31 protein-coding genes are annotated in these 25,767 nt (G+C 61.4%); 11 read left to right on the forward strand and 20 right to left on the reverse strand.

Annotation, left to right across the window (positions count from 1 at the left end):
• Nucleotides 1–31: 31 nt before the first annotated feature.
• Together AC0L37_RS00910 and AC0L37_RS00915 are read right to left on the reverse strand one after the other, a co-directional pair.
• On the reverse strand, nt 32–517 hold the full coding sequence (locus AC0L37_RS00910) for a DUF421 domain-containing protein (RefSeq protein WP_282222242.1): 486 nt from the start codon (nt 515–517) through the stop codon (nt 32–34).
• 100 nt (nt 518–617) lie between these two features.
• Nucleotides 618–929, reverse strand: a complete 312-nt coding sequence (locus AC0L37_RS00915) for a YkvA family protein (protein WP_212659764.1) — start codon at nt 927–929, stop codon at nt 618–620.
• Between the two features lie 171 nt (nt 930–1,100).
• On the opposite strand from AC0L37_RS00915, the gene ispG reads away from it, so the two are divergent.
• Complete coding sequence (gene ispG / locus AC0L37_RS00920) at nt 1,101–2,342, forward strand: flavodoxin-dependent (E)-4-hydroxy-3-methylbut-2-enyl-diphosphate synthase (protein WP_473313887.1); 1,242 nt, start codon at nt 1,101–1,103, stop codon at nt 2,340–2,342.
• On the opposite strand, the gene AC0L37_RS00925 is transcribed toward ispG, so the two are convergent.
• The 5 genes from AC0L37_RS00925 to AC0L37_RS00945 all read right to left on the reverse strand — a co-directional run bounded on the left by AC0L37_RS00925 (nt 2,343) and on the right by AC0L37_RS00945 (nt 6,210).
• Nucleotides 2,343–2,837 (reverse strand): DUF305 domain-containing protein, encoded by a 495-nt coding sequence (locus AC0L37_RS00925; RefSeq protein WP_282222240.1) that lies wholly within the window; start codon nt 2,835–2,837, stop codon nt 2,343–2,345.
• A 74-nt stretch (nt 2,838–2,911) separates the two neighbouring features.
• Entirely contained in the window at nt 2,912–4,105 is a 1,194-nt protein-coding gene (locus AC0L37_RS00930; protein WP_282222239.1) for a GGDEF domain-containing protein, read from the reverse strand.
• Nucleotides 4,106–4,182: 77 nt separating this feature from the next.
• Entirely contained in the window at nt 4,183–4,659 is a 477-nt protein-coding gene (locus tag AC0L37_RS00935) for a YbaK/EbsC family protein (protein WP_282222238.1), read from the reverse strand.
• A 10-nt stretch (nt 4,660–4,669) separates the two neighbouring features.
• Nucleotides 4,670–5,305 carry an MOSC domain-containing protein gene (locus AC0L37_RS00940; RefSeq protein ID WP_212659759.1) on the reverse strand — a complete coding sequence of 212 codons (636 nt, stop codon included), beginning with the start codon at nt 5,303–5,305 and terminating at the stop codon, nt 4,670–4,672.
• A gap of 2 nt (nt 5,306–5,307) precedes the next feature.
• Nucleotides 5,308–6,210 carry a polyprenyl synthetase family protein gene (locus tag AC0L37_RS00945; RefSeq protein WP_282222237.1) on the reverse strand — a complete coding sequence of 301 codons (903 nt, stop codon included), beginning with the start codon at nt 6,208–6,210 and terminating at the stop codon, nt 5,308–5,310.
• Between the two features lie 134 nt (nt 6,211–6,344).
• Here AC0L37_RS00945 and AC0L37_RS00950 point away from each other — a divergent pair, with 134 nt between their 5' ends.
• The 4 genes from AC0L37_RS00950 to AC0L37_RS00965 all read left to right on the forward strand — a co-directional run bounded on the left by AC0L37_RS00950 (nt 6,345) and on the right by AC0L37_RS00965 (nt 9,497).
• The gene (locus AC0L37_RS00950; RefSeq protein ID WP_282222236.1) at nt 6,345–7,058 is read left to right on the forward strand and encodes a transglycosylase domain-containing protein; all 714 of its coding nucleotides are present in this window, start codon (nt 6,345–6,347) and stop codon (nt 7,056–7,058) included.
• A gap of 171 nt (nt 7,059–7,229) precedes the next feature.
• On the forward strand, nt 7,230–7,409 hold the full coding sequence (gene rpmF, locus AC0L37_RS00955) for a 50S ribosomal protein L32 (protein WP_212659756.1): 180 nt from the start codon (nt 7,230–7,232) through the stop codon (nt 7,407–7,409).
• 123 nt (nt 7,410–7,532) lie between these two features.
• Entirely contained in the window at nt 7,533–8,933 is a 1,401-nt protein-coding gene (gene fumC / locus AC0L37_RS00960) for a class II fumarate hydratase (protein WP_282222235.1), read from the forward strand.
• 132 nt (nt 8,934–9,065) lie between these two features.
• Complete coding sequence (locus AC0L37_RS00965; protein ID WP_282222953.1) at nt 9,066–9,497, forward strand: hypothetical protein; 432 nt, start codon at nt 9,066–9,068, stop codon at nt 9,495–9,497.
• A 3-nt stretch (nt 9,498–9,500) separates the two neighbouring features.
• Here AC0L37_RS00965 and AC0L37_RS00970 read toward each other — a convergent pair whose 3' ends face one another.
• Together AC0L37_RS00970 and gloB are read right to left on the reverse strand one after the other, a co-directional pair.
• Nucleotides 9,501–9,716 (reverse strand): hypothetical protein, encoded by a 216-nt coding sequence (locus AC0L37_RS00970; protein WP_282222234.1) that lies wholly within the window; start codon nt 9,714–9,716, stop codon nt 9,501–9,503.
• Nucleotides 9,717–9,996: 280 nt separating this feature from the next.
• On the reverse strand, nt 9,997–10,764 hold the full coding sequence (gene gloB, locus AC0L37_RS00975) for a hydroxyacylglutathione hydrolase (protein WP_212659753.1): 768 nt from the start codon (nt 10,762–10,764) through the stop codon (nt 9,997–9,999).
• Between the two features lie 104 nt (nt 10,765–10,868).
• Here gloB and AC0L37_RS00980 point away from each other — a divergent pair, with 104 nt between their 5' ends.
• On the forward strand, nt 10,869–11,600 hold the full coding sequence (locus AC0L37_RS00980) for a class I SAM-dependent methyltransferase (protein WP_212659752.1): 732 nt from the start codon (nt 10,869–10,871) through the stop codon (nt 11,598–11,600).
• A 403-nt stretch (nt 11,601–12,003) separates the two neighbouring features.
• Here the strand turns inward: AC0L37_RS00980 and AC0L37_RS00985 are convergent, their stop codons facing one another.
• Nucleotides 12,004–12,786: a DUF3108 domain-containing protein gene (locus tag AC0L37_RS00985; RefSeq protein ID WP_212659751.1), complete on the reverse strand. Its 783-nt coding sequence runs from the start codon at nt 12,784–12,786 to the stop codon at nt 12,004–12,006.
• A 217-nt stretch (nt 12,787–13,003) separates the two neighbouring features.
• Here AC0L37_RS00985 and rpmB point away from each other — a divergent pair, with 217 nt between their 5' ends.
• Nucleotides 13,004–13,288 (forward strand): 50S ribosomal protein L28, encoded by a 285-nt coding sequence (gene rpmB / locus AC0L37_RS00990; RefSeq protein WP_212659750.1) that lies wholly within the window; start codon nt 13,004–13,006, stop codon nt 13,286–13,288.
• Between the two features lie 126 nt (nt 13,289–13,414).
• The gene (locus tag AC0L37_RS00995; protein WP_212659749.1) at nt 13,415–14,050 is read left to right on the forward strand and encodes a VUT family protein; all 636 of its coding nucleotides are present in this window, start codon (nt 13,415–13,417) and stop codon (nt 14,048–14,050) included.
• Between the two features lie 27 nt (nt 14,051–14,077).
• Here AC0L37_RS00995 and fdxA read toward each other — a convergent pair whose 3' ends face one another.
• From fdxA to AC0L37_RS01015, 4 genes are all read right to left on the reverse strand, one after another.
• A complete protein-coding gene (fdxA, locus tag AC0L37_RS01000) occupies nt 14,078–14,416 on the reverse strand; it encodes a ferredoxin FdxA (RefSeq protein ID WP_212659748.1) in 339 nt (112 codons plus the stop codon).
• Between the two features lie 151 nt (nt 14,417–14,567).
• Nucleotides 14,568–15,080: a GNAT family N-acetyltransferase gene (locus tag AC0L37_RS01005; RefSeq protein WP_282222232.1), complete on the reverse strand. Its 513-nt coding sequence runs from the start codon at nt 15,078–15,080 to the stop codon at nt 14,568–14,570.
• The gene (locus AC0L37_RS01010) at nt 15,077–15,490 is read right to left on the reverse strand and encodes an RNA-binding S4 domain-containing protein (protein ID WP_212659746.1); all 414 of its coding nucleotides are present in this window, start codon (nt 15,488–15,490) and stop codon (nt 15,077–15,079) included. The genes AC0L37_RS01005 and AC0L37_RS01010 overlap by 4 nt, the downstream gene beginning before the upstream one ends.
• 2 nt (nt 15,491–15,492) lie before the next feature.
• A complete protein-coding gene (locus AC0L37_RS01015; RefSeq protein WP_282222231.1) occupies nt 15,493–18,480 on the reverse strand; it encodes a helicase-related protein in 2,988 nt (995 codons plus the stop codon).
• A 529-nt stretch (nt 18,481–19,009) separates the two neighbouring features.
• Here AC0L37_RS01015 and hisC point away from each other — a divergent pair.
• Both hisC and AC0L37_RS01025 read left to right on the forward strand, forming a co-directional pair.
• Entirely contained in the window at nt 19,010–20,104 is a 1,095-nt protein-coding gene (hisC, locus tag AC0L37_RS01020) for a histidinol-phosphate transaminase (protein ID WP_282222230.1), read from the forward strand.
• Nucleotides 20,101–21,072 carry a prephenate/arogenate dehydrogenase family protein gene (locus AC0L37_RS01025; protein ID WP_212659743.1) on the forward strand — a complete coding sequence of 324 codons (972 nt, stop codon included), beginning with the start codon at nt 20,101–20,103 and terminating at the stop codon, nt 21,070–21,072. The genes hisC and AC0L37_RS01025 overlap by 4 nt, the downstream gene beginning before the upstream one ends.
• 12 nt (nt 21,073–21,084) lie before the next feature.
• Here AC0L37_RS01025 and AC0L37_RS01030 read toward each other — a convergent pair whose 3' ends face one another.
• Together AC0L37_RS01030 and AC0L37_RS01035 are read right to left on the reverse strand one after the other, a co-directional pair.
• A complete protein-coding gene (locus tag AC0L37_RS01030; RefSeq protein ID WP_473313912.1) occupies nt 21,085–21,345 on the reverse strand; it encodes a DUF2125 domain-containing protein in 261 nt (86 codons plus the stop codon).
• Complete coding sequence (locus AC0L37_RS01035; RefSeq protein WP_473313915.1) at nt 21,332–22,057, reverse strand: DUF2125 domain-containing protein; 726 nt, start codon at nt 22,055–22,057, stop codon at nt 21,332–21,334. The genes AC0L37_RS01030 and AC0L37_RS01035 overlap by 14 nt, the downstream gene beginning before the upstream one ends.
• A gap of 158 nt (nt 22,058–22,215) precedes the next feature.
• Between AC0L37_RS01035 and AC0L37_RS01040 the strand changes: the two genes are divergently transcribed.
• Nucleotides 22,216–22,770, forward strand: coding sequence for a gamma-glutamylcyclotransferase (locus AC0L37_RS01040; RefSeq protein ID WP_345790837.1), 555 nt, complete (start codon nt 22,216–22,218; stop codon nt 22,768–22,770).
• Here AC0L37_RS01040 and AC0L37_RS01045 read toward each other — a convergent pair.
• The 4 genes from AC0L37_RS01045 to ftsE form a co-directional block, all read right to left on the reverse strand.
• The gene (locus tag AC0L37_RS01045; protein ID WP_212659740.1) at nt 22,767–23,108 is read right to left on the reverse strand and encodes a hypothetical protein; all 342 of its coding nucleotides are present in this window, start codon (nt 23,106–23,108) and stop codon (nt 22,767–22,769) included. The genes AC0L37_RS01040 and AC0L37_RS01045 overlap by 4 nt on opposite strands.
• Before the next feature lie 129 nt (nt 23,109–23,237).
• On the reverse strand, nt 23,238–24,044 hold the full coding sequence (locus tag AC0L37_RS01050; RefSeq protein ID WP_212659739.1) for a lysophospholipid acyltransferase family protein: 807 nt from the start codon (nt 24,042–24,044) through the stop codon (nt 23,238–23,240).
• A gap of 101 nt (nt 24,045–24,145) precedes the next feature.
• Nucleotides 24,146–25,075, reverse strand: a complete 930-nt coding sequence (locus tag AC0L37_RS01055) for a cell division protein FtsX (RefSeq protein ID WP_212659738.1) — start codon at nt 25,073–25,075, stop codon at nt 24,146–24,148.
• Complete coding sequence (gene ftsE / locus AC0L37_RS01060; RefSeq protein ID WP_212659737.1) at nt 25,068–25,730, reverse strand: cell division ATP-binding protein FtsE; 663 nt, start codon at nt 25,728–25,730, stop codon at nt 25,068–25,070. Before ftsE ends, AC0L37_RS01055 begins: the two co-directional genes overlap by 8 nt.
• Between the last annotated feature and the right edge of the window lie 37 nt (nt 25,731–25,767).

Genomic DNA, 25,767 nt, shown 5'->3' on the forward strand with positions numbered 1-25,767 from the left:
AAGGCCCGGAGAGATCCGGGCCTTTTTCCTGTCAGCGGGCGTTGAGCTGGACGCTGATACTGCCGTCGCTTTCGAGCACCAGAAACTGCACGTCGGCTATATCGCGTCCGCCCTGGGCGCGCACCACGCTAAGCGCTTCGTCGCGCGTGACGCGTTGACTGGTCAGGGCCGATTGGCAGAAGCGGCCGTCCTTGGCCAGCAGGGTGGGCTCGCTGCGTACGATCTGGGCAAAACGGCTGGAGCGGACCGAAAAGAAAGTTACGAGGAACTGGGCAAAGATCAGCAGGGCCAGCGCGACGGCCCCTTCAGCCAGCGAGATCGATTCCTGGAGCAGAATTGCCGACAGGGTCGAGCCCAGAGCCACGGTGACGACAAGATCAAAGGCATTGAGCTTTGCCAGCGTGCGCTTGCCCGAAATGCGCAGGAATAGCACCAGCACGATATAGGCCAGCGTGCCGACGATCAGGGTCCGCACGATATCCTGCATGTCCTGAAAGAACATTTCTGACCAATCCATGGCGCTCTCCGCTGCAAAAACAAAAGGACACCGGGTGAGCGGTGTCCTTTGTATGCAACGTAAGAGCGTCGGGAAGGTTCAGTCCGGCAGCGGCCCGTTTCTAGCGGCGCCGCGCGGTGCCATCGATAGTGGGGCCGTTGCGGTCATTGCGCTCGCGGTGATCGGCGCGGGCCTTGATGGGCAGGCGCGCCACGATCCAGCTGACCATCAGAGGGACCAGAATGATGTCATCAACCCAGCCCAGGAACGGGATCAGATCGGGAATCAGATCAAACGGGTTCACCAGATAGAACGCCACGAACGCAGTGGCTGCCTTGAGGTAGAACGGCGTTTCGGGGGCAAAGAAAGCCTGCCAGAGCTGGACAACTTCCTTGCGGAACAGAACGATACGGGGGAGGAGCGTTTTGAACATGATCTATAAATGGTCAGTGCTGGCGCAGGTTCAAGATCGCGCTGATCACATTATTGCATATCAAAGACTGATGAGCCCGAGTGGCGCGCTTTCATTGCGATCACGCAAGCGTAACATTGCTCTTCTAGCCTCGGCAGCCTATTTCTCCGGTGAGAAAGCAAGAGGTGTTTGATGGCTGGCCCGGCAATGCGCAGGCAATCAGTTGGTGTCAATGTTGGCGACGTGATGGTGGGCGGTGGTGCCCCCATTGTCGTGCAGTCCATGACCAATACCGATACCGCCGATATTGATGCGACCGTCAAGCAGGTCATGCAGTTGTCGCGCGCCGGCTCGGAAATCGTGCGCATTACGGTGGACCGCGACGAGTCTGCGGCGGCCGTGCCGATCATCCGCGACCGGCTGGCGGTGCTGGGCTATGACGTGCCACTGGTGGGTGACTTCCACTATATCGGCCACAAGCTGCTGACCGATCACCCAGCCTGTGCGGAGGCGCTGGCCAAATATCGCATCAATCCAGGCAATGTCGGCTTCAAGGCCAAGCGTGACACGCAGTTCTCGACCTTGATCGAGCTGGCGCTGAAATATGACAAGCCGGTGCGCATTGGGGTGAACTGGGGTTCGCTCGATGAAGAACTGCTCACCAGACTGATGGATGAAAACGCCGCGGCCGGGAGCCCGTTGGGTGCTGCTGCCGTGCAGCGCGAAGCAATCATTCAGTCTGCGCTGATGTCAGCCCAGCGCGCCGAAGAGATCGGGCTGGGCCGCGACAAGATCATCCTGTCCACCAAGGTCAGCGATGTGCAGCATCTGATTGCGGTCTATCAGGATCTGGCGGCACGTTGTGACTATGCGCTGCATCTGGGCCTGACCGAGGCTGGCATGGGCACCAAGGGTGTGGTGGCGTCCTCGGCCGCGCTGGGCATTTTGCTGCAGCAGGGCATTGGCGACACGATCCGGATTTCGCTGACGCCCGAGCCGGGTGGCGATCGCACCACCGAGGTCAAGGTGGCGCAGGAATTGCTGCAGACCATGGGCTTCCGCCAGTTCGTGCCGGTTGTGGCAGCGTGCCCGGGTTGCGGCCGCACCACCTCGACCACCTTCCAGTCGCTGGCCAAGGATATCGAAGAGCATCTGTCGCGCTCGATGCCCGAGTGGAAAGAGCGCTATCCCGGCGTCGAAACGCTGTCGGTGGCGGTAATGGGCTGCATCGTCAACGGCCCCGGGGAATCCAAGCACGCCAATATCGGCATTTCACTGCCCGGCACGGGCGAGACACCCGCTGCACCTGTGTTTGTCGACGGCCAGAAGGTTGCCACGCTGCGCGGGGCCGATGTGGCGGATCAGTTCAAGGTGATGGTAGCCGACTATATCGAAAAAAAGTTCGGCACCGGCGAACAGAGTGCCGCCGAATAGCTACTCGGTCGGCACCGTTGGCGGCAGATCAGGCGCGTTTTGCGGCACCGGGTTGTTCTCCAGATCCGCGATCAGCGCTTTCATCTCGGCAATCTCGCGCACCTGCGCCTCGATAATGTCATCGGCGAGTTCGCGCACCCGCGGATCGCGGATATGGGCGCGACCGCTGGTCATGATGGCAATGGAGTGGTGCGGGATCATGGCCTTCATATAGTCGATGTCGCTGACGGTTTCCTGGCTGCGGACCAGCCAGAGCGAGCCGGCAAACACAGCAATGGCGCCCACGAAAATGGCGATATTGGCGGTACGATTCTTGTACATTGCGAGCATGAACGCGAGCATGATGATCGCCATGACGGCACCCATGAGCAGCGCCATCCACATGCGGGTCTGGCTGAACAGAATATGATCGAGCGCGAAGGTGTTGAGGTACATCAGGCCGAACATGACAATGGTGGACACCACGATCATGGCGGCAAAGCGCATATAGGACATGGGCGTTCTCCTTGTTGGTGACCCAACGAGTGAGTGCCCGCTTGGTTCAGTTCCCACGGACCACACCTGACCAGCTAGCCGGTCGTCAGCCTGTCGCGACCGCTCGATTTGGACGTGTAGAGCAGCTGATCGGCCCGGTCGTAGATGGTGTCGAGGTCTTCGCCCGAAGTCGGGCTGGTGGCGCTGATGCTGATGGTCAGGGGGGCAGCCTCGCCGGGTGACAGCGCGATGTCGCTGACGCGCCCGCGCAATGCCTCGAGCACGGGGCGGGCGCGGTTCATATTGCAGTCGTAAAGCAGTAGGGCGAATTCCTCGCCGCCAAGGCGGGCTGCCAAATCCATGGGGCGGCGTGCCGCCTGGTGGATCACACTGGCCACCTGGCACAGTGCAATGTCGCCAGCGGCGTGGCCGTTGCGGTCGTTGAACGCCTTGAAGTGATCGATGTCGATAATGGCCAGGACGATCTCATGGCCGTTGCGGGCGGCATGGGCAATGGCAGTATCGGCGTGGTGCTCAAACAGGCGTCGATTGGCCAGATCGGTCAATGGATCGGCTTGGGCTTGCCGCGAGAGAATCGCCGTGAGCAGGAACTGGTGACGATGCGCGCGCTCGCGCAGATAGGCGCCGACAGCGCCGACCGGGACAGCAATGAAAAGCATGACCACCTGCCCCAGATGCTGGGTGAACTGGCTGGTGTCGAGCCAGATGATACCTGCCAGTGTGGCGACCACAGCGGGGATCAGGGCGGCGATCAAAGCGGCGTAAAAGGTCATGGCCAGCGGCAGGAAGGCGGCCATCACAACAACTACCAGAGCCGTGTCAGCGGCCTCCATGCCGTGCGATTTATAGATGACGGCATTAAGCGCGGCGATCAGACCGACAACCGAGAAGACCCAGAAGGCCACAGCGCCCACCGGCAAGCGCTCACGCAGGGGCGTTGACACTGAAATCAGGGCCATGGCGAGCACGAGCAGGACACTCCAGCGGCCAATCAGCAGCAGCCACATATCGGCATAGGCCACACCCTGATTGAAAACGTCGAGCCGGATCAGGTCATAGGCGACAAAGCCGGTCCAGATGAACAGGGCGAGCCAGGCGCAGATAATGGCGGGGCCAAGCTGCTCCCTGCCAAGGCTCTGTCGGTATTCGGCTTCAAGTGCCGGCTCGAACCGCAAGGCGCCAAACCCGTCGCTGAGTTGACGGGCATGGGCTTCATCTGGCGCTGGCTGAGACGCCAAAGCGTCCTGGCTGGTCAGGGATTGTAGCACGGCGTATCTCCACGCACCGACCACTGGACAGATCGGGACGGGCACATGCTATTGGCAGGGCATTGCCAACAGGTAAATTAGTGTTGTTCTTGAGGTGGTTGGCAGGCATCCACCCACTGATCGCCGCACAATTGGGCGAGCTGGTCGACCGACATGCGCACCGAGGCGTGGGTGTAGCCGCCCGCCGGTATCACCAGATCATAGACCTTGAGCGACACATCGAGCCGAATGGGGAGCGGACCAGGCAGGCCAAAGGGGCAAACACCACCGACCCTGTGGCTGGTCAGTTGCTCGACCTCTTCGGCCCCCAGCATGCGCGGCCGCCCGCCAAAGGCAGCCTTGGACTTCTGATTGTCGAGCCGGGCGTCGCCACGGGTCACCAGCAACATCACCTCGCCGCCGACGCGAATGCACAGTGTCTTGGCGATCTGGCCGGGCTCGACGTCATGCACGATCGCGGCGGTCTGCACGGTGGCGGTGGAATCGGTGGTTACCTCGACGGTGAGGTCGGGCGCGCGTTTGGCGAGGTCATCAGTGACGGATTGCAGGCTCATCGGCATACTTTCAGAACAGGCGGGCGAGGCGGTCTTGATAGTCCTCGCGCGTTTTGTAATGCACAGGCGTGGTCAGCGCCCGGCGCATGAAATCGGGATCGATCTCGCGTCTCCCGTCAAGGGCCATCATTTCGGCCACCGTGATGCGCTCACCAGCAAAGGGTTCATGGCGCACGGGCTCACCGGCATGGAAGGCGCCTTCCTTGATCACCCGGCAATAGGCGCCGGGGCGGCCTGCCTGATGAAAGCGCTTGGCGAATCTGGGGTCACCCATGCGGGCGGCAAAAACCATGCAGGGGGTGCGGTGTGAGGTCACCTCAAGCACCACTTCATCGATGATGAAGCGGTCACCAATGGCGACCTTGCGTCCTTCAACGCCGCCAATGGTCAGGTTCTCGCCGAATACGCCCGGGCCGATTTCGGCATCCAGTTCCTTGGACCACCAGTCATAGTCGTCGCGAAAATACAGATAGACCGCCTGATCCTTGCCGCCATGATGCTTGCGGTTGAGAATGGCGTCGCCAACAAGGCCGTCGCGGGTGATGGCGACTTCACCATCAATGGGGCGCTTAAAAATCCCGGTCTTGGCTGACTTGCCCGGAATGGGTTCGGGTTGACCGATATTGATGCTGGCAATGATGGCCATGGCTAGTTTTCCCGGCTGGCGAAATATCGCGCTGTTGCACGCAGCCCGTCGGCCTTGGGGCCAAAGGTGAGTAGCGCTGATAACGCCGATGTCACGGTATCGTTCAGGTGCTGGCGCGCACCGTCAACGCCCAGCGTGGTGACCAGGGTCTGCTTGCCCAGCGCTGCATCCTTGCCGGTGGCCTTGCCCATGGTGGCCGCAGAAGCCGTGACGTCGAGAATGTCATCGGCTAGCTGGAAGGCGCGACCGGCCGCCTCCGCATAGGCTGTGAGTACGGCGAGGGCGCGGGCGTCGGCCCCGCCCAATATGGCCCCCATGCGCACGCTGGCGCGGATCAACGCGCCGGTTTTCATGGCCTGCATGGTGGAAATATCGTCGCCGGAAAAACCGCCCTGTTCTCCCTCAATATCGCGCATCTGGCCACCCACCATGCCGCCGCCGCCTGATCCCTGTGCCAGTTCACGCACGAGGGCGATGCGTACGGCCGGGTCGGGATGGCAGGCCTGGTCGGCCAGCAAATCAAAGGCGTGGGTCAGCAGCGCATCGCCGGCAAGAATGGCGGTGGCCTCATCGAAGGCCTTGTGTACCGTCGGGCGACCCCGGCGCAGGTCATCATCATCCATGGCGGGCAGGTCGTCGTGGATCAGCGAATAGCAGTGCACCATTTCAACGGCGAGCCCGGCAATCAGGGCGGCATCGGCGGGCACGTGAAAGATCGCGGCGGCCTGACGAACCAGCAAGGGGCGCAGGCGCTTGCCGCCTTCCAGGCTCCCATGGCGCATGGCTTTGACCAGTGTATCGGCGGCCGGGCCCGGCCCCGAGAGCTGGGCAACGCTGAGCCGGGTGCCCAGCACTATTTCCACGGCCTTGGCGCAATCGGTCATGTCGGCAGAAAAATCATACATGTGCTGTTGCTAGCCGGTTTGGTGGCGGGGCGGCAAGTCACCTGAGCAAGTCAGCGCACTGCACGAGCTTCATGGCTGTCCAAAGCCGATAATTGTGCCTTTCGTGCGCCTATCTTGATGGCTATGGAATGGCCATGGCACGACGCAAACTCAAAGGCATCTGGGCGCTGCTGCGCAATCTGGGCATTGCGCTGGCCGTGGTGATTGCCATCCCGATCGTGCTGACGCCGCTCTATCTGGTGGTGAACCCGGTTTCGGTGCCCATGGCCTCACGGCTGCTGACTGCGCGGCCGATGGACCGCCAGTGGCGCAATATTGATGACATCTCCGACCGGCTCAAGGCGTCGGTGATCCTGTCCGAGGATGGGCAGTTCTGCCGCCACTGGGGTGTCGATGTAGGGGCGCTGCGCGATGAGGTCGAGCGCTTCATGGCGGGTGAAGATGCGCGTGGCGCCTCCACCATCACCATGCAGGTGGCACGCAATCTGTTCCTGTGGAACCGGCAGAGCGTGGTGCGCAAGGCGCTCGAAGTGCCGCTGGCGGTCTATATAGATCTGGTGCTGCCCAAAAAGCGCATCATGGAAATCTATCTCAATATCGCTGAATGGGGCCCTGAGGGGCAATTCGGCATTGCTGCGGGGGCCGAGCGCGCCTTTGGCATTGAGCCGCAAAACCTGGACTGGCGCACGGCCACGCTGCTGGTGACGGCGCTGCCCAATCCAATGTTGCGGCAGCCCGGGCGACCCTCGGCAGGCATGGTGCGAATTGCGGGCATTATCGAGACCCGGGTGCGCGAGTATGGTGCGCGCGCCAGTTGTGTAGGCAAGGACGGGCAATTGGCGCTATAAGGCTGGTGTCGGGCGCCTGTTTGCACTCTTGTTGGATTTGTCGCGCGGAGTCGCCAACAACCCTCTAGCCAAGGGGCCAGAGTTGCTCTATAGAGCCCACCAATCCCTTCAGAGATAAGTCTCTGGGCCGCTCATTGGCGGCGCAACGATATTGAATTCGGAGTACCGACCATGGCAGTGCCAAAACGAAAGACCTCGCCGATGAAGCGCGGCTTCCGCCGCTCGGCCGACGCTCTTGCGAACCCAACCTATGTCGAAGACAAGGATTCGGGCGAGCTGCGCCGTCCGCATCACGTCGACCTCAAGACCGGCATGTATCGCGGTCGTCAGATTTTTGAAGTCAAGAAGTAGTTCTTGAGCCTGGCAGCGCCATGCGCTCCCTTCTGATATGCAAACGGCCGATCCTGTAACGGGGTCGGCCGTTTTTCTTTGCCTTGCCGCCATGAGGAGCGGCCCAATTTTCCGGAGTTTGCCATGACGATGCGCGTTGAATCGGACACTATGGGCACCATCAATGTGCCTGCCGACAAGTATTACGGCGCCCAGACGGCGCGCAGCCTGGCCAATTTCGATATTGGCGGCGAGAAGATGCCCAAGGAAATCGTCACCGCGTTCGGCATTCTGAAAAAGGCCGCGGCACTGGCCAACCACAAGCTGGGCCTGCTTGATGAAGCCACACGCGATCTGATCGTTGCGGCGGCTGACGAAGTCATTTCGGGCAAGCTCGAAGCTCATTTCCCGCTGGTGGTATGGCAGACCGGTTCGGGCACGCAGTCCAACATGAACGTCAATGAGGTGATCTCCAACCGCGGCATCGAACTGGCCGGTGGCACCATGGGGTCGAAAAAACCAGTGCACCCCAATGACCACGTCAATATGAGCCAGTCGTCCAACGATACCTATCCAACCGCCATGCACATTGCAGCGGTCGAGGCCGTCGAAGGTTATCTGCTTGAGCGCGTTGGCCTGCTGCGCGATACGCTGGCCGCCAAGGCCGAGCAATATATGGATGTGGTCAAGATCGGGCGCACCCACCTGCAGGATGCAACGCCGCTGACGCTGGGTCAGGAAATTTCCGGCTGGGTTGCCCAGATCGATTACGCGCTGGCCAATATCAAGGCGACGCTGCCCCAGCTCAAGGAACTGGCGCTGGGCGGCACGGCCGTGGGTACGGGTCTGAACGCGCATCCCGACTATGCCGTTGCGGTGGCCAAGGAGATCGCCACGCTGACCGGACGCGATTTTGTGACCGGTCCCAACAAGTTTGCCCTGCTGGCCGGCCACGATGCCTTTGTGGGCTCTTCGGGCGCCCTCAAACAGCTTGCGGTCGCTTTGATGAAGATTGCCAACGACGTGCGCTGGCTGGCCTCCGGCCCGCGTTCTGGTCTGGGTGAAATCACCATTCCGGAAAACGAACCCGGTTCGTCGATCATGCCGGGCAAGGTCAACCCGACCCAGTCCGAAGCCATGACCATGGTTGTGGCGCAGGTGATGGGCAATGACGCAGCGATTGGATTTGCTGCCAGCCAGGGCAATTTCGAGCTGAACGTGTTCAAGCCCGTGATCGCCTACAACTATCTGCAGTCGGTACGGCTGCTGGCTGATGCGGCCAAGTCGTTCAACGATCACTGCGCAGTGGGCATCGAACCGGATCGCGCGCGCATCAATGAACTGGTCAATAAGTCGCTGATGCTGGTGACCGCGCTCAATCGCAAGATCGGCTATGACAATGCCGCCAAGATCGCCAAGACCGCGCACAAGAATGGCACCACGCTGCGCGAGGAAGCCATCGCCCTGGGCCTGCTGACCGGCGAAGAGTTCGATGCCGAGGTCAAGCCAGAACAGATGGTGGGCCCGCTCAAACTCAAGAAGTAGGGCCCCCGTTACAGTCTTGAAATGCCGGAAGGGGCATGCGGGCGCGTCCTGCATGCCCTTTGCGCTTTCAGACAGGTCTGGCATGGTGCGCTGCCGCCAGTGGAGAACCCTTCAATGACCGAGACCGTGATGATGCCCACCCATAATGCCCCACGCCGCAATGGACGTTTCATCCCGCCGCTGCTCAGCGTGCCGTTCGTACTCTATAACGTAGTGGCGTTTCTGTTCTTCGCTGGCGTGCCGCAGGGCTGGGAGCAGGGGTTGTTTCTGATCCCCATGGTGTCGGGCACGCCATGGGCGATCACCGCCGGCGATTTCCTGCTGGTGATTGGCATCATCATGCTGTTTTTCGAGGTGTTGAAATCCACCAATAGCGGGCGCAATTCCATTGTCGAGCATATGCTCTCAATGGTGCTGTTTGTCGCTTTCCTGGTCGAGTTCCTGCTTGTCGGCGCCGCCGCGAGTTCAGTGTTCTTCCTGCTCATGGTCATGGCGCTGATCGATGTTGTCGCCGGTTTCACCGTCTCGATCACCAGCGCCGGGCGCGATGTGACGATGAATTAGTCCTCAGGCCACAACCGTTTTCCGGTATCCAGCAGGCATACGCTTGACCGCGATGCTGGCGCCGCTGGCGTAGGCACCGATGGCCCCTTCGGCACTGGTGCGGCGGCGGGCGCGTTGAGGCGCCATATTGGCGCGCGCTGCCAGCAATTGACTGACAAAAGCAGCACCGGTCTGGGTGCGTTTGAGCGAAGGACGTGGGCGCGATGCTTCGATCAGCATGGGGAGCCCGGGTGTATGTGTCTCATTAACGGCCATAATCGCCTCGTTTGTCTCGAAACGGGCCGGCGTGTCTCAAAATGAAACAGAACAACTGGCCCTATACCCCCTAAGGGGCAATCGGTGTGCCAGATGATAACGGTTTGTTAATGATTGGGGATGCGAACGCTGGGCGTAGTTAACATTAAAGATTCGTGAACAGGGGCTTTGCAAAGCTGAAGACGCGCAAAAACGGCGCCCCGAAGGGCGCCGCTGGCAGGCTCAGATAATGGAGCGGGTAGCGCTAGAAGTTGTCTTTGCCCTTGCGGATCGCGGCAAACACCTCGGCGGGGTCGGCGCCTTCAAGGCCATAGTGCCTGGCCAAAGCAGGCTCGTCGGCCCGCATGAAGGGGTTGGCGGCCTTGTCCTCACCCAGCGGGAAGGGAATTGTCGGCTTTCCAGCAGCCCGCAATGCTGCGACCTCATTGGCGCGCTTTTGCAGTGCGGTGTTGTCGGGGTCGACCGAGAGCGCGAATTTGGCATTGCTGGCGGTATATTCGTGCCCGCAATAGACGAGCGTGTCGTCGGGCAGGGCGCGCAGCTGCTTGATGCCTTCCCACATCGGGCCGGGCGTTCCCTCAAACATACGGCCCACACCCAGTGAGAACAGTGCGTCGGCACTGAACAGGTGCTTGCCGACAGGATCGTGGAAAACGATGTGACCCAGTGTGTGTCCGGGCGTGTCGTAAATGTCGAAGCTTGTTTCTCCCAGCGTGACCGTGTCGCCGCCGGCCACCAGTACATCGAGATCGGCAATCTTGTCCGCCTCGGCCTTGGGGCCCACAACGCGGGCGCCAAACTCGGCCTTGAGTTCGGGAATGGCTTCGACATGGTCGAGGTGGTGGTGGGTGATGAAGATATCGGTAAGATCCCAGCCGCGACGGGCCAGGGCCGCCTTGATGGCCGCGGTTTCCGGGGCATCGATGGCGGCGGTGCGGCCGCTCGCCGTATCGTGCACGAGATAGCCGAAATTATCGTCTCGCGCGCCAAAGACATCAACGATCACAGCCACTGCACTACTCCGAAAAAGAACCAATTGGTTGAAAGCTAGGGAGCGCGCGACGACATGACAACCAGCGATTAGACAAGTCCGGGGAAACCGGCAGAGTTGTGATCATGACTGCAGACGTCAACCGCCTCATTGCCTTCTATAAAACGCCTCTTGGCCGGATCTGCCGGGCATTGGTGCGCGAGCAGGTCATGGGGCTGGCCGATGATGTGCGCGGCAAGCGCGTGCTGGGGCTGGGCTTTGCCACCCCCTATCTGCGCTTCACCCTGAGTACGGCCGAACGGGTGCTGGCTTTCATGCCCGCGCGGCAGGGCGCCTCGGCATGGCCGCGTGAGGGTCCGTCGCACACGGTGCTGTGCGATCCGCTCGAAATGCCGCTGACCGATGCAGCGATAGACCTGACCATCGCCATTCACGCCATGGAACATGTGGCAGATGCCGAAGAGCTGATGCGCGAACTGTGGCGGATCACTGCCCCCAATGGCGATCTCATCCTGGTGGTGCCGCGTCGGCGGGGCATCTGGGCGCAGCGGGACAATACCCCGTTTGGACAGGGCAATCCCTATTCGGGCGGACAGCTCGACAGACTGCTGCGCGAATTCGGCTTTGTACCGGTGGCGTGGCGCGATGGCCTGTTCCTGCCGCCGTTTCAGAGTTCGCTGGTGCTCAAGTCCACCCGGTTGTTTGAGCGTGTCGGTCGGCTGTTCGGGCCGGCCATGAGCGGGGTGATCTGTGTGCGGGCGCGCAAGCAGGCGTTCCCGGCGATTCCCCGCCGCAAACGCGCGGAGCGATTCGTTCGCGTGCCCGGCATGAGCGCGGCAACGGCGCGGCAGGGCTGAGGCGGGCGTGTCACTGTGCCGTTCCGGGACAATTAGCACCGATCTGGCAGCGCCATGTTCAGCCTTGATCCAAAGGGGAACGAACAGGGGGCGAATCGAGCGTCGTGCATAAGTGCTCGTTCGTTCACGGCGATATATGGTGTGCTTGAATGGGGCCGACCACTAGAGCGGCTGCTTCGTTGCGCTGGATCCCGCCGCACAGCCGAAACCGGTTCATCTTGGTAACCAAACCCTTAATTTCGGGCAAAATCGGACAAAGATTTCTGTCTGGTTCCGTCTGAAAAGGCGATTTAACTCAGCCCATTAACAGTTCAGGCCCCGCAAATGGGGGCCTGAAAGCGATCCGTTAGCAAAACAGCGATTGACCGTCCCGAAGCGGGACTTGGCTGCGGCCTGTCGGGCGCTAGAAACGCATCCCGGTCAGCACCATGGACAGATCGCCCATATTGGTGCCCAGCAGCACGCGATAGGGGATGAAATAACCGGTCGGGCCCAGCGGGGCATACCAGATGATGATGCGATCACTGTCTGCCAGGTAATTGGTGATCTCGGAGCTAGTGAAGTGGCCCGAGACAGGGCTGTAGTCGACCGAGCACAGCACAACCGGGCCCTGATAGCCCGTGCGGGCCGAGGTTGCCTTGTCGGTGCCGGCAAAGCGCATGGCAATGTTGAAGCGCTCGACGCCGGTGAAAATGCCGACGCGGCGATCGCATAGCGATTTGTCGAGCGCCCCGCCCTTGAAGACAAAGGCCGACAGAAAATCGCTGACCCCGGTCAGGTGCCGGCGCTCCAGCGGAACGCGGTCATAGTTATCAAGAATAGGCGGCTCGACCTTGAACGAGCCGACATCGCGACCCGAGAAGGTCACGTCCACATCGAAGGTGTCGCCATTGGCCCTGGTTTCAAGACTGAAGGCGCGGGCGGCCAGGCGATTGCTGGTGGAACTGCCCGAGGCGCTGGCCTTGGCCGTGCCGCTGGCAACCATGGCGCCCAGCCCGGCCACATTGGCCGACAGGTCCAGGCTGTAGCGCGACCCGTCATCGGTCAGGTCCACATTCATGGTGGCTATATTGATACCACCCAGGGTCAGCACATAGCCGGCCTTGGCGTCGATTTCGGCGGCGCTGGTGGGCAGGCTTGCGAACAGGGCCAGTGCGGCAAGGGTGGCAAATCTAAACTGGGTCAAGGTCGGGCGTCTCTGCAATGGGCGGCGCGAGATCAGACTAGGGTTCGAAAGTGCCGTCTGGAATGGTCCTGTGCAAGCCGCTCGCGCTGGATTGAGCCCGCGTTTGTCTTGACGGGGCCCCGCATATTCTCTAAAGAGCCCCCAGATTTCAGGACAAGATAGGCCTGCTGCAGGACATGTTCCCGCAATACAGGCCTTTGCAACAGGATAGAAAACCATGGCACGGCGCTGTGAACTTACTGGCAAGGGCGTTATGGTTGGCAACAACGTTTCGCACGCTCTCAATCGTACCCGTCGCCGGTTCCTCCCGAACCTGCTGAACGTGACGCTGATTTCGGAGGCACTCAACCGCCCCGTCAAGCTGCGCATCTCGGCTTCGGCCCTGCGTACCGTTGAGCACCGCGGTGGTCTGGACGCCTTCCTGCTCAAGCAGAGCGACGACACCATGTCGACGCTGGCTCAGGGCCTCAAGAAGGAAGTTCGCGCAGCTCTGGCTGCCTAAGCGAACGCCTTCATCGACGAATTGACCGCGTGGGGTTATGCTCCACGCGGTTTTTGTTTTGTGCCAATCTCGGCACATCCCGCCCCGGTCTGATGCCGGTTCGCGGTTACATAGAGGTGCATTCTGATGCTGGCTCGTTTTTCGGTGGCTCTGGCCGCCATGGTTGCGGTTGTCGCGGCCTCAAATTTTCTCGTTCAGTTCCCGGTCGATATCCAGATGGGACCGATCCATCTCGGTGATATTCTCACCTGGGGTGCGTTTACCTATCCGGTAGCGTTTCTTATCACCGATCTGACCAATCGCACCTTTGGTCCGGCCCGGGCCCGCGTGGTTGTGATGGCCGGTTTTGCCGTTGCCGTGCTGATTTCGATCTATCTGGCAACGCCGCGTATCGCCATTGCCTCTGGCACGGCGTTCCTGACCGCCCAGTTCCTCGATATCTCGATCTTTGACCGGTTGCGCACCAGCGTGTGGTGGAAGGCCCCTGTGGTCTCCTCACTGATCGGCTCGGCGATCGATACGGTGATCTTCTTCTCGCTGGCCTTTGCGGCGCCCTTCGCGGTGCTCGACAGCCTGTTTGGCCGCGAAGATGGCTCACTTGCCTTCCCCGCGCCGCTGCTGGGCGTTGGTCCTGAGGTTGAGCTGTGGGTGTCGCTGGGTCTGGGCGACTTCCTGGTCAAGCTGCTGCTCGCAGCACTGCTGCTGGTGCCCTATAAGAGCATCAGGGACTGGCTGGCCGGCCGTGAGGCCGTCGCAGCCTAGATCACAGGTGGGAGGCGGCTGAAGCGATCAGTCGCCTTCGCCGGGCGCTTCGGAGAAGTATTTCTCGAACTTGCCGGATTCGCCGTCCTTGTCCTTGGCCTCTGGCAGCGGATCGCGCCGCTCGGTCAGATTGGGCCAGACGGACGCAAACTTGGTGTTGACCTCGAGCCAGTGATCGAGCCCGCTTTCGGTATCGGGCTTGATGGCCTCTGCCGGACATTCAGGCTCGCACACGCCGCAGTCGATGCACTCGTCGGGGTGGATCACCAGCATGTTCTCGCCCTCATAGAAGCAGTCCACAGGACACACTTCCACGCAGTCGGTGTACTTACAGGCGATGCAGTTATCGGTGACGATGTAGGTCATCTAGGCGGCAATCCCGAACAGGAGCCCGGTCCGCACAAGGGGTCGCGGCGGGGCAAGTCTCAACAGTCCGGTGCTAAACTTTTTTCCGTGCCCTGCAAGGCTGGCGGGTGGCAGGGTTTGGCGTGATTGGCACGCTAGAAGGCAAAATTTATCAAGCGCTTGGGCTGGGCCAATGCCGAAACACCAGATCTTCGGGGTCCTGACCCCTGGCGTCAGGGGCGTGCATGGCGCCCATGCGCCGGGCAAGCGCGATCGAGCGCGTATTGTCTTGGTCGATATAGCTGACCAGATTGGGTAACCCCAGATGCTCAAACGCCCAGTCGCGCAGCTCGACTGCTGCTTCGAAGGCATAGCCATGCCCTTCGTGGCCAGCATAGACAAACCAGCCCAGTTCCTTTTCGGGAAAAAGCGGGCCGTGATTGATGCCGACCTCGCCGACGCAGGCTCCGGTGGCGCGTCGCTCGATCATCAGGCAGCCATGGCCGAATAACTGCCATTGGGCCACATCATTGCAGAACATGCCCCAGGCGGCGCGCCCATCAAAGGGGCCGCCCATATAGCGTGCGCGCGGCGACGCCATCAGCTCAGCGTAGGCGTGGAAGTCCGTATGTACCGGCGGGCGCAGGATCAGCCGCTCGGTCTGCAGCGTGGGGATGGGTTTCATCGCTCATCCTGGGTGCCGCGCAGGCGGTCAGTCTCGCGCCGTTCCTTTTTGGTGGGGCGACCGGCGCCTTCATCGCGCGGAGCGATGGCAGCGTCATAGGGCGACAGTTCGGCTTTGGGCAGGGGTGGCGGGGAGAGGTCTTCGTAGAGTCCCTGAGCCTCGCTGGCTGGGCCGCGGCGGGTGCCGGGATCAATGATGCGCCACACCGTGATACGATTGTGCAGTGACATGGTCAGCACATCGCCGGCGCCGACCTTGTAGTCGCTGCGCTGGGTGGGTTCGGAATTGATCCGGACACTACCTGCTTCGATGAATTTCTGGGCCAAGGTGCGCGATTTTATGGCGCGCGCAAAGAACAGGAACCTGTCGAGCCGCTCCTTGCGGGCGGCGGGCTCGACAGGCCCCCCAATTGCTACTTGGCCTTGCCGTCGCGCAGGGCGGCAAGCTTGGCGAATGGGCTGTCGGGATCGAAAGCCTTTTCGCGCTTTTCTTCACGCGGCTGCTGGAACTTGGCGCGCTCACCCTTCTGGCTGTCGGGGCGGCGATTGTCGTTGCGACCACGCCCTTCGGGCTTGGCCTTGGGATTGAGGTGCTGGGCCTTGGTCAGGTCCTGCACTTCGCCCTCAGGGCGCCGCTTGGATGGCGTGCTGCGCTGACGCTCACCCTCGGGCCGGCGACGGCTTTCATGCCGCTTATTGTCCGGACGCTTGCCGCTGGGGGACCAGATCTCATCGTATTCTGGTTCTGCTGGGGCTGTCTCGCCTGCCGTGGCTGCTGTTTCGGGCGCATCCTCGACAATGGTGGTGGCGGGAATGGGCGCCGTCTCAGCCGGTGTTGCGGGGGTGGTGACTGCCTCGAGAGGGGCCTCATCGGTGGCGTCTGTCGAGGCGGGATTGTCGGTCAGAGTTTCCTCAAGCGCCGGCGCTTCTGCGCTGGCGTCGGCAGGCACTACAGGTGCCGCAACCTTTGGCGTGCGTTTGACGCGATAGCCAAGCGAGCTCAGGATCGAGGCGAAATCTTCGCCCGAGCAGCCCAGCAGCGAGGTCATTTCCACGGTGACGCGGAAGCCGTTGCCCTCGGCTGCACCAGCGGGCAGGTCGCCCTGGCTGCGGGTTGGATCAAGCGCAATGAGCGGACGGATGATGTCAGCCAGACGTTCGAGAATGTCGACCCGGACGGCGCGCTTGCCAGCAACCTTGAAGCCGGCAATCTCATACAGGCGCGTATCGACTTCGGGATCGACCACAAAGCTGGTGCGGCCCGAGAGGACGATATGGGGAATGTCGGTCACGCCAGCCTGGCGGATGCCGCCATTCTTGAGCGCAAACAGAATCAGTGCCAGCTCGCGCGGGGCGGGCTTGAGCGAAAGCGGCAGATAGATGTGATAGGCGCCGAACTTGATGCCCAGCTTACGCATCTTGCCGCGGACGTCCTGATCGAGATTCTTGACCTCGTCGGCAACCTGCGGACGCGGGATCAGGCCCAGATGCTCAAACAGCTGGAACGCGATGCCACGTGCCGTGCCATCGAGATCAGCTGGAGCCTCAAGCGCCATGACGGGTTCGAGGATGGTGTTGACGTGGTGGCGCAGCCACAGGCCGAGACGATCCTGCACACGTTCCAGATCCGGACCGGTCAGGGTTTCGTCAGCCAGGATCAGAATGCGCGGCCGATAAAGGGTCTCGCCCTCGATCAGTTCGGCGACAATGTCGCCCTTCCAGCGCAGGCGACCGTCGGTGGCCAGCACAAATTCTTCATTGGGCGCGCCAGCCAGGCGTTCGGCCCGGTGGTGTATTTCGGGCGCCACCACTTGATCGGCGGCGGCGCGCAGACCCTTGGTGTCGGCGTCGCCATCATTGCGCGCCAGGGTGAAACGGAAGCCTTCGAGCGTGCCGATGAGGTGGCCTTCCAGCCGTACTTCGCCGCGCTCATTGATCTCGGGAGATGCCATACGTTTGTCTTTCAGGTGACGAAGCAGCACGCTGGTGCGCCGATCGACGAAGCGTTGAGTAAGCCGCTCGTGCAGCGCATCACTCAGTCGGTCTTCAATGTCTCGGGTCTTTTCGCGCCAATGTGAAGGGTCTGCAAGCCAGTTTTTGCGGTTCGCGACGAAGGTCCATGTTCGGATCTGCTTGATCCGGTTGCTCAAAGTGTCGATGTCGCCGCTTGCATTGTCGCAAAAGCGGACCTGCTCGGCAATCCAATCTGCGTTGACCTTACCATGCTTGACTAAGTCAGAGTAAATACGGGTAACGATTTCACCGTGATTGGCCGGTGAAATGCCCTGATAATCAGGGATTTGGCAACATTCCCAGAGCAAACGCGCGCCGTCCAGCCCACGCGCCAGTTTGCCGGCTTCATTGCGTGAGACAAATTCGAGCGCGCGTTGATCCTTGGCGATGGGCACACGGGCCAATGTGCGGGTGTCCGACGTCGCTTCGAGACTGTTGAGCAAGGCGGGGATCGACGAATAATCCAGCCGATTGTTGCGCCATTGCAGCACTTTGACGGGCGCAAAATCGTGGGTTTCGAGCGCCACGACCATTTCTTCGTCGAATCCCTGGGTCCCGCCGGTCACGCCAAAGCTGCCATTGCGGGCGTGACGACCGGCGCGGCCGGCGATCTGGCCGAGCTCGGCGGGGGTCAGTGGGCGGCTGGTATGGCCGTCAAACTTGCTGTCATCGGCAAAGGCCACGTGGTGGATATCGAGATTGAGTCCCATCCCGATGGCGTCGGTGGCGACGAGAAAATCAACATCGCCATTTTGGTAGAGTTCAACCTGAGCATTGCGGGTGCGCGGGCTCAGGGCGCCCATCACGACTGCTGCGCCGCCGCGCTCGCGACGGATCAGTTCGGCAATGGCGTAAACCTGTCGCGCCGAAAAGGCGACAATGGCCGAGCGTGCCGGCTGGCGCGAAATCTTCTTGGAGCCCGAATAGGTCAAGTGGCTGAAGCGGGGGCGGTCAATGATCTGGGCATGGGGCAACAGGCTGCGGATCACTGGCGCCATGGTGGCGGCGCCCAGCAGCAAGGTTTCGTGCATGCCGCGCGCATGCAGAATGCGGTCCGTAAAGACGTGACCGCGGTCAAAATCGGTTGCGGTCTGGATTTCGTCAATCGCCAGACAATCCACACGGATATCGGTGGGCATGGCCTCGACCGTGCAAACCCAATAGCGCGGCTTGGCGGGAACGATACGTTCCTCCCCGGTAATCAGCGCCACCGACTGCTCTCCCACGCGTTCAACAACGCGCTGATAGACCTCACGCGCCAGCAAGCGCAAAGGCAGGCCAATCATCCCGGTGGGATGGGCCAACATGCGTTCAATGGCAAAATAGGTCTTGCCGGTATTGGTGGGGCCAAGGATCGCCTTGACGGATTGGGCGGGCGCGGAGGTCATTTCGCATCAATGTAAGGGGTCGTTGCGACACTTGCGAGTGGTTCACGCAAATGTCCCAAGAAAGGACAGCATACAGGACCTTTGTGTGGCAGGTCTTAAGTCTTGGAACAAGGGGCGAACGAAACGGAACCGAATCGGCGCGAATCGGATAATCCGGCTTCGTTCACGGCTAGGGGTGGTGGGTGTGCAGCGCCAGCGCACACAAGAGCCGTCGAGTTGGGCTGAAATGACACAAAGACGGCCCCGATTGTCTTCAACTTCCCTTACAGCTGGTAAAGATCGGGCTCTTAGCGGTGTTTGTGACCAGAAGCTTAACGGCACTGCGCCGGATTTTTCTGCGGCGTTTTTGCCTGTACGCCCGCCATTGCTGGGCTGGGTGCGACCATCTTCATCATAAAGCTGATTGACGTCCTGTTCCGGGACAGGCGCCCGGTGGTGCTGCAGGGGAGCGGACGCGACGAGAAGCGCTTTGCCATCTTGGTGCAGTTTGACTATGGTCCGCGCGGTTTTTCAGCCCAGAAATGGCATCATGTCAGACGATATTCGCCCCGTCCCGCAGCCCGGTATTCTTGATATCGCGGCCTATCTTCCCGGCAAGTCAGGCGCAGCGGGCAGCAATGCCGTCAAGCTGTCGGCCAATGAGTCCCCGCTTGGCGCCAGCCCCAAGGCAATTGAGGCGTTCCAGTCGGCAGCAGCGCAGCTGGAGATCTATCCCGAAGGCTCCTCCAAGATCCTGCGCACGGCCCTCTCGGAAGTCCACGGCGTGGATGCGGACCGCATTGTGTGCGGCAATGGCTCGGACGATCTGCTGCATCTGGTTGCCCAGTGCTATCTGGGCGAAGGCGATGAGGCGGTGATGAACCGCTATGGGTTTTCGGTCTATCCGATCATTACGCGGGCCGCCGGTGCGCGCATCGTTCTGGTCGATGAAATCGATTATACCGCCGATGTCGACGCCTTGCTGGCAGCGGTCACGGCCAAGACGAAAATCGTCTGGCTGGCCAATCCGAACAATCCCACAGGGACCTATCTCAGCGATGCAGAAGTGCGGCGGCTGCATGCCGGCCTGCGCCCCGATATCCTGCTGGTGATCGACAATGCCTATGCGGAATATGTGACTGCCGAGGATTACGACGTCGGCCAGAAGCTGGTGGCCGAGGCCAATAATGTGGTCATGGTTCGGACCTTCTCGAAGATGGGACTGGCAGCGGCCCGTATCGGCTGGCTTGTCGGTTCGCCCGAACTGGTCGATGTGCTCAACCGTGTGCGCGGGCCGTTCAATGTCAATCTGCCAGGGCAGTTGGCCGCGGCGGCAGCAACGCGCGACACTGAATTCACCGCGCGTCTGCAGGCGCACAATGCGCAGTGGCGTGACTGGATCGCCCAGGAGCTGGATTCAAACCACATGCATGTGGTGCCCAGCCAGGGCAATTTCGTGATGGTGCTGTTCCCCGACGCCGAACATGCCCGGCTGGCTTTCGACACATTGGCCGAGCGTGGGCTGATTGTGCGCGAGATCGGGCCGTCCTATGGCATTGAGGCGGGGCTGCGCATTTCCATTGGTTCAGAGCAGGCGATGCGTGGCGTTGTCGGCATTCTCAAGGCATTGGTCGAGATTTCATGAGCGTTCATTTTCGCAAGCTGGCCCTGATCGGCATTGGTCTGATCGGTTCTTCGATTGCTCTGGCCGCGCGGCGGCAGGGGCTGGTCGAGGTGATCTCCATTGCCACCCGCAAGCAGGATACGCTGGATGAGGCACGCGAATTGGGGCTGGGCGATATCTATACGCTTGATGCCGCCGAAGCCGTGCGCGGCGCCGATCTGGTCATCCTGTGCACGCCGGTGGGGGCTTATGAGAGCGTGATCAAGACGATTGCGCCTGCGCTAGAGCCGGGTGCCATCGTTTCTGATGTCGGTTCGGTAAAGGGCCATGTGATCAAGGCGCTGGCGCCGCACATCCCCGAAGGTGTCAGCCTTATTCCAGGCCATCCGCTGGCGGGCACCGAGCATTCGGGACCCGCAGCCGGGTTTGCCGAGTTGTTCACCGGGCGCTGGTGCGTGCTGACCCCGACCGAGGATGTCAATCCGGCACAGACCGAAAAGCTGGCAGCATTCTGGCGCGCCATGGGCAGCCAAGTTGAAGCCATGGACGCGGCTCACCACGACATGGTGCTGGCAATTACCAGTCATATTCCGCATCTGGTGGCTTACAATATAGTAGGCACGGTGGCCGATCTCGAAGCGGCGACGCAGTCAGAAGTGATCAAATTCTCGGCTTCGGGCTTCCGCGATTTCACCCGTATTGCCGCGTCCGACCCGGTGATGTGGCGCGACGTGTTTTTGACCAATCGCGATGCCGTGCTTGAAATGCTGGGGCGGTTCACCGAGGACTTGAGTGTGTTGCAGCGCGCCGTTCGGACGGGCGATGGCCCGGCGCTCGAAGCCATGTTCACCCGCACCCGCGCTATCCGCCGCTCGATCATTTCGGCGGGGCAGGAGACGGCTGCGCCAGACTTTGGCCGGCCGCATGAAGCGCCGCCAGCCTCGCCCCTACCGATTGTGCGCGAACATGGTGGCGGCGACGACGCCTAGGCAGGTGGAGGCCTAGTAGAGCGGGGGCAGGGCGGCGATGGGTATCAGGCCCGAATAGATGCCGCCGGACCGGAAGTTGATCTGGTTGGCATAGGAGCCGTCAGGGGCCGGGGCGCCCAGTACCAGCGTGCGCCACGGTTCTTCAAGCAGCGGACCGATACGTTCGGCCACCCCGGTCGAGGCAATGGTGATCTGACCATCGATCTGGCCCTGCGCGTCGAATGCCAGCGCGCCCGCCGCATCCAGCGTCGAGCCGGCGTCAGTGCCGCGCACGGCGATGATCTTGAGCTGGCCATCGGCAGCCTGCAGGCTGGGCAGCAGATTGGGATCGCCCCAATTGCGCACATCGTCGAGGCAGCCCGGACAGTTCGAGCTGCACTTCGGCATTGGTGTCGCTCAGGGTCAGGGCGGGATAGGCCAGATCATTGGCCAGCATGTAACCGGCCAGCGCAGCGGTCTGGCGCTGTGCATCGTGCTGCTCGGGAATGTCAAACAGGTGCAACTCGACCAATGGGGTTGCCGCGATCTGGTTTTGGCCAAACAGCGTATCGGACCACACCACATCCCTGCCCGAAACCGATGCGCGGGCAATGCGCCAGTCGGACAGGCGCACACTGGCTTCGAGTGTCGACCAGGACACGCTATTGCGCGTGCCGGTAAAGGTGTCGCTCACCTGCAGCGGGCCAAGGGCTGAGGCCAGCATGTGGGTGGGGGCATAGACGCGGACGGATGCGCGCAGACCGGGCAGGTCGAACACCATGTCGCCGCTGACGATGCTGGCCTGGGTACAGTCGGCGTCGAAGCGGAAGGGAAAGCCACCCACATCCAGTGTCTGGCAGGTGATCTGCGGGCTGGTGATGCCGTCAGCCTGCGCCTGGGCGGCGATCTGCTGTTTGACCAGACCGGCCAGAACGAGCCAGGCAAGGCTCCAGGCCACGACGACGGCGAGCACGACACTGCCCAGAATGATGATTCGTTTCTTCATGGCTGGCACTCTTAGCGGTGGGGATGGCAAAGCGCTATCGCATCATGTGGCGCCGGGGTGGTGCAAACCGGGTCGCCCCTGAAATGCAGGGCCGCTATCGCTGGATGGCAATTGTCTTGGGCGGCAGGTTTGCCTAAGTTTCTGGTCAGGATATGGCAATGACAGAACACAGCGACGAGAACACAAACTGGGTCTTTGGCTACGGCTCCCTGATCTGGAATCCCGGCTTTCCTCATATTGGCGCGCAACAGGGGCTGCTGCGCGGCGCGCATCGCAGCCTGTCGATCGTTTCGCATCATCATCGCGGTACGGTGGAGCGTCCGGGCCTGGTGTTTGGTCTGGCGCGCGGTGGTTCATGCCGCGGCATGGCCTTTGAGGTGGCTCGGCATGACTGGGCCGATGTGCAGGCCTATCTTGAAGAGCGTGAACAGGTCACGGCGGTCTATCGTGATGTGACGCGGCCGGTGCATCTGGCCGACGGGCGGGCGATCCGGGCGCTGACCTTCGTGGTCGACGAGCGCCACGAACAGTTTGCCGGCAAGCTCAGCCTGGAGCAGCAATTGGCGATGGTGCGGGCAGGGGTTGGCCTGTCAGGGCGCAATATCGACTATGTGCTCAATACGGCGACGCATTTGCAGTCACTGGGCATAACCGACCGGCAATTGCAGGCGCTTGCAACAATGCTGCGCGAGGAAGAAGCCGCGGCGGCTTAGGCCGCCTGCGCTTCAGGGAGCGGTTCAGCGCCCTCGAGATCCCAGATTGTGGAAAGTCGTTCGGCATCGGCGCCGGGGGTCAGCAGGCGGAACACGCGATCTGCGCAATCAAGGGCCAGACGGAACCGGGAGCGGCTGAGTGGATCGTTGACCAGTTCGCTGGTCGAGCCCACCCACAGCACATGCGCCCCCTTGGCGATGATATAGAGTTCGGCATCACCCATGCAGAAATGGTCGATATTCTCGCTGGCCAGATCATAGGCGCGGCCCGAACGACCCTGCCAATGGCTGTGGCGGCCAAAATTGTGACTGACGACTTTGCTGTAGTTCCCGGCCATATCACGCCATCCTGATAGCGAGCATTGCATTAGAACAAAAATAGAACAAAATGCAATCTATGTCAAGCCCGGTGCAGGCTTGTATCTATATCTATGGTTCTGTTCGCTCCTGCCGTCAATATATAGTGCTTAGACGTCGGGTGTCGCGGCTTTCTTGAGGGCATCGAACTTGCTCCGAAGATCGGGCCCGATCGGGCGCGACAGACCTTGCGCTTCAGCCTTGAGGGCCAGTTCGTTGGACTGTGATTCGATGGCTTTTTTGAGTCGATCCATAAACACGTCGGGGGCCAGGCCCGCTTCAATGGCGGGCAGGAACTCAGCTTCGGCAGTGCCGGGCCAGATAACGGGGCTGTTGCGGCCCCAGAACAGGCCAGAATTGAGCGCTACGGGCACCACGGGCACATTGAGTTCCATATAGAGCCTGACGATTCCCTGGCGGTAGTCGGCGGGCGCCAGGGCAGCGCGGCGGGTACCCTCGGGGAAAATGACGATGCGGCAGCCGCGTTCAATGGCGGCGTGGGCCTGGCGCATCATGGAGGGGATGGCCTCGGCGCCCTTGCGGCGGTCAACCTCGATACAGTCGAGCGAGCGGGCAGCCCAGCCGAAGAAGGGAATGCGCATCAGCTCCTTCTTGACGATATAGGCCGGGCGACCGGTATAGGGGAACAGAGCAAAGACGTCCCAGTCGCTCTGGTGCTTGGCCGCGATGATGCAGCCGCCCTCGGGGATGTTGTGCTGCCCGCTGACCTTGGTTTTGACGCCGGTGAGCCAGCGCAACAATTGCAGGCTGGAAGCGCACCAATAGACCGCGATGGCCCAGCTGGCCTTGGTGCGGCCGGTGATCAGCGCAATGGTGCCCAGAATGATGGCGACGATCGCGGTTTGACCGATGAACAGCGCATAGAACACTGCGGTACGAATTGCCTGAATGACCACTCGAAAATCTCCTTCGGCGTCCTGCCGCTGTCAGCGTCATAACGGGCAGAAGTGATTTTGGCGAGGCGTTTGCTGGCGTTTGTGGCCAGAAGCGTCGTGGTTCAGGAGGTCTGGGCGAGGTAGCGCCGGACCGTGTGGCGCGAGGTTATGGCGGTCAGGGCAGCAATCACCGGGATGACGGCTGCAATCGAGATCATGCCATCAAGGCCCAGCGCAAAGCGCCCGAACAGCACGCCGACCTGGGTACCTGCTTCGCTGGAGAGCATATTGCCCGCAGCGGTGCCCACCAGAACGAAGAACAGCAATGCGGCGACCGCGCCAAGCAGGCCGCCCTGCAAGCCAATCGAGAGAAAACGCCCCTGAAATTCGCCAGCGATGAATTTGTTGGAGGCGCCAATATAGTGCAGCACGTCAACAATTTCACGGTTGGTCGCCATGGCGCCGCGGGTGGCAAAGATGATGGCGAGCACGGTCGCTGCGCCAATCAGCAGCAGCACCAGCAGGCCCGAGAGCACAATGGTGCCGGCCATGGTGTTGAGCTGCTGGCGCCAGACGGCGTGGGTATCGAGGCTGGCCCCGGTGACGGCTGCCAGATTGCGCTCGAGCCCGGCAATATCGGCATCCTGCGGGTCGGCGAGCTGCACCACGACAAGCCGGGGGATTTCGATCGCCGTCAGATCAAGCCCGGCGCCAAGCCAGGGCTCAAGCAGCTTTTCGCTCTCTTGCAGCGTCAGGGCGCGCGCCGAGGCGACACCTGGCGTGGCCTGCGCCAGCGAGACGGCGGTGCGCAGATTGGACTCCATCACTTCGCCCTCGACAGGACGGATCTGGATGGTCACTTCGCGACCGACATCGGCCGACCAGGCGATGGCAGATTTCTGGACCAGCACAACGCCACCCAGAGTGACCGCCGAGAGAAAGCCCATAATGGTGATCATCAGCAGCAGGGTGCGACCGGCGACGCTTTTTTCGGGGACGATGGGGGCGGCGCCGACGCGGCGTGGCAGCAGAGCCAGAATGCGCTCAATCATGAATGGCCAGCTCCCCATTGCTCAGCAGCATGCGTGGATAGTTGAACTTGTCGAGCAGCGGCAGTTCATGGGTGGCCAGAATGATGGTCATGCCCAGCGTCCGGTTGAGCTCGGCAAACAGGTGCACCAGCCGGCTCGACAGATCGGGGTCGACATTGCCGGTGGGCTCATCAGCCAGCAGCACTTTGGGCCGGGCGATCACGGCGCGTGCAATGGCGGCACGCTGTTTTTCGCCGCCCGAAAGCAGGGATGGCGGGGCGTTCATCCGTTCGCCCAGTCCCACCCATTCGAGCAGCTCGGTGACATTGGGGCGATATTCGCTCTCGGGCTGACCCAGCACGCGCAGTGGCAGCGCAACGTTTTCAAATGTGGTCAGGTGATCGAGCAGCCGGAATTCCTGGAATACGATGCCGATATGACGACGCATCTGCAGCAGGCGGTCCTGGCTGAGATCGCTGACGTCTTCGCCAAACATGGTGACGCGGCCGCGCGATGGCTTGAGCGAGAGCAGCAGTAGGCGCAGCAGGCTGGTCTTGCCGGCGCCCGATGGCCCGGTCAGGAAATGGAACGAGCCCGGCTCCACTGAGAAACTCAGGTCACGCAGTACCTCGGGGCCATTGCCATAGCGCAATCCCACATCGGAAAATTCGATCAAGATTGCAGGCTCCCACTTGCTCGGCTTGGTTCAGGCG

Source organism: Devosia sp. J2-20 (assembly GCF_055808475.1).

Excerpts from the sequence above, each read along its gene's own strand:
- AC0L37_RS00910 (WP_282222242.1), bottom strand. The coding sequence starts at position 517 with ATGGATTGGTCAGAAATGTTCTTTCAGGACATGCAGGATATCGTGCGG.
- AC0L37_RS00915 (WP_212659764.1), bottom strand. The coding sequence starts at position 929 with ATGTTCAAAACGCTCCTCCCCCGTATCGTTCTGTTCCGCAAGGAAGTT.
- ispG (WP_473313887.1), top strand. The coding sequence starts at position 1,101 with ATGGCTGGCCCGGCAATGCGCAGGCAATCAGTTGGTGTCAATGTTGGC.
- AC0L37_RS00925 (WP_282222240.1), bottom strand. The coding sequence starts at position 2,837 with ATGTCCTATATGCGCTTTGCCGCCATGATCGTGGTGTCCACCATTGTC.
- AC0L37_RS00935 (WP_282222238.1), bottom strand. The coding sequence starts at position 4,659 with ATGAGCCTGCAATCCGTCACTGATGACCTCGCCAAACGCGCGCCCGAC.
- AC0L37_RS00940 (WP_212659759.1), bottom strand. The coding sequence starts at position 5,305 with ATGGCCATCATTGCCAGCATCAATATCGGTCAACCCGAACCCATTCCG.
- AC0L37_RS00945 (WP_282222237.1), bottom strand. The coding sequence starts at position 6,210 with ATGTATGATTTTTCTGCCGACATGACCGATTGCGCCAAGGCCGTGGAA.
- AC0L37_RS00950 (WP_282222236.1), top strand. The coding sequence starts at position 6,345 with ATGGCACGACGCAAACTCAAAGGCATCTGGGCGCTGCTGCGCAATCTG.
- rpmF (WP_212659756.1), top strand. The coding sequence starts at position 7,230 with ATGGCAGTGCCAAAACGAAAGACCTCGCCGATGAAGCGCGGCTTCCGC.
- fumC (WP_282222235.1), top strand. The coding sequence starts at position 7,533 with ATGACGATGCGCGTTGAATCGGACACTATGGGCACCATCAATGTGCCT.
- AC0L37_RS00965 (WP_282222953.1), top strand. The coding sequence starts at position 9,066 with ATGCCCACCCATAATGCCCCACGCCGCAATGGACGTTTCATCCCGCCG.
- AC0L37_RS00970 (WP_282222234.1), bottom strand. The coding sequence starts at position 9,716 with ATGCTGATCGAAGCATCGCGCCCACGTCCTTCGCTCAAACGCACCCAG.
- AC0L37_RS00980 (WP_212659752.1), top strand. The coding sequence starts at position 10,869 with ATGACTGCAGACGTCAACCGCCTCATTGCCTTCTATAAAACGCCTCTT.
- rpmB (WP_212659750.1), top strand. The coding sequence starts at position 13,004 with ATGGCACGGCGCTGTGAACTTACTGGCAAGGGCGTTATGGTTGGCAAC.
- AC0L37_RS00995 (WP_212659749.1), top strand. The coding sequence starts at position 13,415 with ATGCTGGCTCGTTTTTCGGTGGCTCTGGCCGCCATGGTTGCGGTTGTC.
- fdxA (WP_212659748.1), bottom strand. The coding sequence starts at position 14,416 with ATGACCTACATCGTCACCGATAACTGCATCGCCTGTAAGTACACCGAC.
- AC0L37_RS01005 (WP_282222232.1), bottom strand. The coding sequence starts at position 15,080 with ATGAAACCCATCCCCACGCTGCAGACCGAGCGGCTGATCCTGCGCCCG.
- AC0L37_RS01015 (WP_282222231.1), bottom strand. The coding sequence starts at position 18,480 with ATGACCTCCGCGCCCGCCCAATCCGTCAAGGCGATCCTTGGCCCCACC.
- hisC (WP_282222230.1), top strand. The coding sequence starts at position 19,010 with ATGTCAGACGATATTCGCCCCGTCCCGCAGCCCGGTATTCTTGATATC.
- AC0L37_RS01025 (WP_212659743.1), top strand. The coding sequence starts at position 20,101 with ATGAGCGTTCATTTTCGCAAGCTGGCCCTGATCGGCATTGGTCTGATC.
- AC0L37_RS01035 (WP_473313915.1), bottom strand. The coding sequence starts at position 22,057 with ATGAAGAAACGAATCATCATTCTGGGCAGTGTCGTGCTCGCCGTCGTC.
- AC0L37_RS01040 (WP_345790837.1), top strand. The coding sequence starts at position 22,216 with ATGACAGAACACAGCGACGAGAACACAAACTGGGTCTTTGGCTACGGC.
- AC0L37_RS01045 (WP_212659740.1), bottom strand. The coding sequence starts at position 23,108 with ATGGCCGGGAACTACAGCAAAGTCGTCAGTCACAATTTTGGCCGCCAC.
- AC0L37_RS01055 (WP_212659738.1), bottom strand. The coding sequence starts at position 25,075 with ATGATTGAGCGCATTCTGGCTCTGCTGCCACGCCGCGTCGGCGCCGCC.